The following is a 4,614-nucleotide window of genomic DNA, read 5'->3' as shown; positions in this document are numbered from 1 at the left end:
GAGTTGTGCCAGGACCGTTGCGTAGATGATGAAGACCAGCGCGATCGAAACCGCAACGCCGGCCCGCATCCGCGCGCCTGCAAAGGCCGGCAGCCAGGCATAGAAGGTGGGTGACAGCAGCGACGTGTACACCAGCACCGCGCCGATGTTGGTCAGGATGGTGAAGAAGCTGGAGACGAAAATGATTGAGCCAAGCAGGCTGCGGCCGGCTTCCATCGATGCCGGAATGCTGATGCAGAACTGCAGGATGAGCCCGGCCAGACCGATGACCAGACCCGCGATCTGCAGGAACCGGCCCATGGGCTAGGCCGTCGCGGCGCAGGCCGGATTGCCGGCCTGCCAACGGGCGATGTCCGAGCCGATGCGGGCGCCGAGCGGATCGTTCATCAGCGGTCCGAAGACGTCGACGCGGCTAGAATTGCCTTGCGCTTGCACGACCAGCAAAGGTTTGCCGCCATAGTGCTTGGCCGGCACCAGCAGGAAACGCGGCGTGCCGCTGAACGAATTCAGCTCATTGGCCATCTGGTACGGTTTGAAGGCTGGGTCCTTGCTGGCGATCCAGCATTTGTGGGCAGCGATCGCCACTTGTTCCATGGCCAGCAGCGCAGCACTTTTGCCTGAGGGAACAGGCGTGCTCTTTGGCGTCGACTGGCAGGATGCCAGCACAAAGCCCGCCGCGGCGACCAGCGCGATCGTCTTCGACTTGATCAAGCGGCACCCATCTCAAGCTCGGACAGAAAAATCTTCAAACCATCGGTCATCTCGCCCCACACCCGCGACAATGCCGGGTGTTGCGAGGCGATCTGCTGGTAGGCGTCGAATGTCGGATAGGCGTCGAGCAGGTCGTGGCGTCCCGTCATGGCGCGGAAATTGTTGAAGATGAACCGTGTCGGCGTCAGCCAGGCATCGGCGAAGCTGATGTCGTCGCCGAGTGCGAAGGGCCCTTGCGCCATGCGCGCCTCGATCGCCGCCAGTCCATGATGCAGGCGGGCAAATTGGGCGTCGATCTCGACATTGTTGCGCTTCGGCACGAAATGGAGCTCGAAAAGCTTCATCGTTGGGGTCAGCACGTCGAGATCGGTGATGCGGGCGAACATGCGCACCAGTGCCCGGTCCTTGGAATCGGGCGGCAGCAGCGCCGGCTCCGGAAACCGTTCCTCGAGATATTCGGCGATGACCACCGATTCGACGATCGTCTCGCCCGAGCCGGTGATCAGCACCGGAACCCGGTTCATCGGCGAGATGGCGCGAAACTCTTCCGGGATGGGAAAACCGGGCGGCGGCGCGATGATCTTGAGCGGTACGTCCTTGATGTAGGCCAATGCCCGCACGATCGACGAGTAGGGCGACAACGGCCGCGAATAGAGTTTCATGACCGTCTCTCTCCCCAATGAACCAGACTTGCTCCAAAGAGACAGGAATGTCCGGCTGTTTTCAAGCTGTTCGCTTCGATATCGTCAGGCGGCGATGCCGAGGGCGCTCTCGAACAGTCCGCGGCCGTCGGTGCCGCCATGGGCTGCTTCGATCAGGTTTTCCGGGTGCGGCATCAGCCCGAGCACATTGCCTTGGCTGTTGACGATGCCGGCAATGTCGTTGATCGAGCCGTTGGGGTTGTTGCCCTCGGCATAGCGGAACACCACCTGGCCTTCGCCTTCGATACGGGCAAGCGTGTCGGCGTCGGCGAAATAATTGCCGTCATGATGCGCGACCGGCGAGCGGATGATCTGGCCCGGCTGATAGCGGCGCGTGAACATGGTGTTGGCATTGGTGATCTCGAGCTTCACCTGCCGGCAGACGAATTTCAGCGAGGTGTTGCGCATCAAGGCGCCCGGCAACAGGCCGGCCTCGACCAGGATCTGGAAACCATTGCAGACGCCGATGACCGTAACGCCCGCGGCCGCTTTTTCGGCCACCGCCCGCATGACCGGCATGCGCGCGGCGATCGCGCCGCAGCGCAGATAGTCGCCGAAGGAAAAGCCGCCCGGAATGGCGATCAGGTCGACATCGGGGATTTCGGTATCGGTCTGCCAGACGGTGACCGGGGGTGTTCCCGAAATCTTGGTCAACGCCGCGATCATGTCGCGGTCGCGGTTGAGGCCGGGCAGGAGGACGACGGCTGATTTCATTTTGGTTCGTAAGGCCTTTGTGCTTCGGCGAGTTCGCGCAACTAGAGGCGCTGCTCAATCCGTTCAAGACGTTGATCGATACGGCCTGTTATCGCGTAGATATTGTTGACGTCCGTTTGCGTGCTCAACGCCTGCAACCTGATCGCGACAATCTCGTGCTTGACTTCGCCCAGGCCACTCTCAAGTCGATCCATTCGTGAATGGATTTTCTTGACAAGCTCGTACATCAGTTCATTCGTGACTTCAGGCATACGTGCCTCCGGCACAACCTTAGGTAAGCGTCACACTATAATTCTCAATCACCGTGTTCGCCAGCAGCTTGTCGCACATGGCCTTGAGGTCGGCTTCGGCCTTGGCCTTGTCACTTTCGGCCAACTCGACGTCGAAAACCTTGCCCTGCCGCACCGCGCCGACGCCGCCGAAGCCAAGGCCGGACAGCGCGTGTTCTATCGCCTTGCCCTGCGGGTCGAGCACGCCGTTCTTGAGGGTGACGGTAATGCGGGCCTTGATCACGCTGGACATGCTCCTGTTCTGAGTATCGGGAGGCAAGCCGCGATCAGTGCGGCTTGCCTTTGAGGCCGTCGGTCGAGGCGACAAGCACCGGGCCGGTTGGGCGCGGCGGTTCGTTCTCGTTCATGATGCCGAGGCGGCGGGCAACTTCCTGGTAAGCCTCGACGAGGCCGCCCATGTCGCGGCGGAAACGGTCCTTGTCGAGCTTGTCCTGCGTCGCCACGTCCCACAGGCGGCAGGAATCCGGCGAGATCTCGTCGGCGACGACAATGCGCATCATGTCGCCTTCGAACAGCCGGCCGCATTCGATCTTGAAGTCGACGAGCTGGATGCCGACGCCCATGAACAGGCCGGAGAGGAAGTCGTTGACGCGGATGGCCAGCGCCATGACGTCGTCGATCTCCTGCGGGCTCGCCCAGCCGAACGCGGTGATGTGCTCTTCCGACACCATCGGGTCGTCGAGCGCGTCGGCCTTGTAATAGAATTCGATGATCGAGCGCGGCAGAACGGTGCCTTCCTCGATGCCGAGCCGCTTGGACAGCGAACCGGCGGCGACATTGCGCACCACCACTTCGAGCGGAATAATCTCGACTTCCTTGATCAGCTGCTCGCGCATGTTCAGCCGGCGGATGAAATGGGTCGGAATGCCCATGCGGTTCAAATGGTTGAAGATGTACTCGGAAATGCGGTTGTTGAGGACACCCTTGCCGTCGATGACCTCGTGCTTCTTCTTGTTGAACGCGGTGGCGTCATCCTTGAAGAACTGGATAAGCGTGCCCGGTTCGGGTCCCTCATAGAGTATCTTGGCCTTGCCTTCATAAATGCGGCGGCGATTTTTCATCTGGATTTTTCTCTGGGGTTCCGGACAGGGCGGTATCAGACCATTTCCTGTCCGTCTGCCTGAAATAGTGCGGCTACGGTAGGGTTCAATGCCGGGTCTATCCCAATCACATCGTTTGCTCAATCGGCAAATCCTTCCAATCAACCGCTTTCGGGACTGAAATGCCGCAGCGCAGCATGCGATGAAGCGTATTGACCGACCCGCGACCTTTTGGTTTGTGCTTTGGCAACGCACATATTCACCGCCAACGAATCGAATTTGACCGGAGGGACGCCATGAGCAGCATGAAAGACCGCGAAGAGGGCTTTGAGCGTAAATTCGCATTCGACGAGGAGCTTCGGTTCAAGGCCTCGGCGCGCCGCAACAAGGCGCTCGGCCTGTGGGCCGCCGAAAAGCTCGGAAAATCCGGCGCTGATGCCGACGCCTATGCCAAGGAAGTGGTTATCTCCGACATCGAGGAAGCCGGCGACCACGACGTGTTCCGCAAGATCCGCGGGGATTTCGACGCGGCCGGCGTCGAGCAGTCGGATCACCAGATCCGCCGCACCATGGACGAACTGATGGCGCAGGCGATCGAGCAGATCAAGAACACCTGATCCGGGCCATGCGCTGATCCCGGCCATACGCTGGACCAATCGACCGCCCGGCCTATCCGGGCGGTTTTTCTTTGCCTTTGTCGCGGTTTCCGGCTGAAACTGCCGGAGTTAACAAGGAAAGTATCCATGTCCCTGAAGTCCCGCCTCGCGGCCGACGAAACGCTGTTCACCGCATGGTCCGGCGTGCCGGATGCCTTGACCGTCGAAATCGTCGCCAAGCAGGGTTTCGATGCCGTCACGCTCGACATGCAGCATGGCGGCCATCACGAAGACAGCGTGCTGCGTGGCCTGGTGCCGGTGCTCGCTGCCGGCAAGCCGGCGCTGGTGCGCATTCCCGTTGGCCGTTTCGACATGGCAAGCCGCGCGCTCGATTTCGGCGCCGAGGCGGTCATCGCGCCCATGGTGAACTCGGTTGCCGACGCAAAACTGTTCGCCGCCGCCATGAAATACCCGCCGCTCGGCGAACGCTCCTGGGGGCCGACTTACGCTTTTCCGCGCCACGGCCAAGGCGACCAGGCCGACTGGCTGCGCGACACCAACC

The 4,614-nt window shown here is 61.2% G+C and carries 8 protein-coding genes and 1 pseudogene; 2 read left to right on the top strand and 7 right to left on the bottom strand.

Annotation, left to right across the window (positions count from 1 at the left end):
- The 7 genes and pseudogenes from EOC06_RS29605 to purC form a co-directional block, all read right to left on the bottom strand.
- A pseudogene (locus tag EOC06_RS29605) lies at window positions 1-300 on the bottom strand (hypothetical protein); the annotation flags it as partial.
- Between the two features lie 3 nt (window positions 301-303).
- Complete coding sequence (locus EOC06_RS29600; RefSeq protein WP_023810339.1) at window positions 304-711, bottom strand: hypothetical protein; 408 nt, start codon at window positions 709-711, stop codon at window positions 304-306.
- Window positions 708-1,373 (bottom strand): glutathione S-transferase family protein, encoded by a 666-nt coding sequence (locus EOC06_RS29595; RefSeq protein ID WP_128309456.1) that lies wholly within the window; start codon window positions 1,371-1,373, stop codon window positions 708-710. Before EOC06_RS29595 ends, EOC06_RS29600 begins: the two co-directional genes overlap by 4 nt.
- Before the next feature lie 84 nt (window positions 1,374-1,457).
- Complete coding sequence (gene purQ / locus EOC06_RS29590; RefSeq protein ID WP_128309455.1) at window positions 1,458-2,126, bottom strand: phosphoribosylformylglycinamidine synthase subunit PurQ; 669 nt, start codon at window positions 2,124-2,126, stop codon at window positions 1,458-1,460.
- A 41-nt stretch (window positions 2,127-2,167) separates the two neighbouring features.
- On the bottom strand, window positions 2,168-2,377 hold the full coding sequence (locus EOC06_RS29585; protein WP_127810642.1) for a hypothetical protein: 210 nt from the start codon (window positions 2,375-2,377) through the stop codon (window positions 2,168-2,170).
- A 19-nt stretch (window positions 2,378-2,396) separates the two neighbouring features.
- On the bottom strand, window positions 2,397-2,639 hold the full coding sequence (gene purS / locus EOC06_RS29580; RefSeq protein ID WP_027028126.1) for a phosphoribosylformylglycinamidine synthase subunit PurS: 243 nt from the start codon (window positions 2,637-2,639) through the stop codon (window positions 2,397-2,399).
- Window positions 2,640-2,682: 43 nt separating this feature from the next.
- A complete protein-coding gene (gene purC, locus EOC06_RS29575; RefSeq protein ID WP_013532127.1) occupies window positions 2,683-3,477 on the bottom strand; it encodes a phosphoribosylaminoimidazolesuccinocarboxamide synthase in 795 nt (264 codons plus the stop codon).
- A gap of 275 nt (window positions 3,478-3,752) precedes the next feature.
- Between purC and EOC06_RS29570 the strand changes: the two genes are divergently transcribed.
- Together EOC06_RS29570 and EOC06_RS43845 are read left to right on the top strand one after the other, a co-directional pair.
- Complete coding sequence (locus EOC06_RS29570) at window positions 3,753-4,073, top strand: DUF1476 domain-containing protein (RefSeq protein ID WP_013532126.1); 321 nt, start codon at window positions 3,753-3,755, stop codon at window positions 4,071-4,073.
- 126 nt (window positions 4,074-4,199) lie between these two features.
- On the top strand, window positions 4,200-4,614 hold a 415-nt coding region (locus EOC06_RS43845), incomplete at its 3' end, for an aldolase/citrate lyase family protein (RefSeq protein WP_245470195.1).

This window comes from Mesorhizobium sp. M7A.F.Ca.MR.362.00.0.0, assembly GCF_004023175.1.
In the GTDB taxonomy this organism is placed as follows: Bacteria; Pseudomonadota; Alphaproteobacteria; order Rhizobiales; family Rhizobiaceae; genus Mesorhizobium.
The sequence above is the reverse complement of the archived record's forward strand: the minus strand, read 5'-3'. Positions and strand labels throughout refer to the sequence as shown.

Excerpts from the sequence above, each read along its gene's own strand:
- EOC06_RS29595 (WP_128309456.1), bottom strand. The coding sequence starts at position 1,373 with ATGAAACTCTATTCGCGGCCGTTGTCGCCCTACTCGTCGATCGTGCGG.
- purQ (WP_128309455.1), bottom strand. The coding sequence starts at position 2,126 with ATGAAATCAGCCGTCGTCCTCCTGCCCGGCCTCAACCGCGACCGCGAC.
- EOC06_RS29585 (WP_127810642.1), bottom strand. The coding sequence starts at position 2,377 with ATGCCTGAAGTCACGAATGAACTGATGTACGAGCTTGTCAAGAAAATC.
- purC (WP_013532127.1), bottom strand. The coding sequence starts at position 3,477 with ATGAAAAATCGCCGCCGCATTTATGAAGGCAAGGCCAAGATACTCTAT.
- EOC06_RS29570 (WP_013532126.1), top strand. The coding sequence starts at position 3,753 with ATGAGCAGCATGAAAGACCGCGAAGAGGGCTTTGAGCGTAAATTCGCA.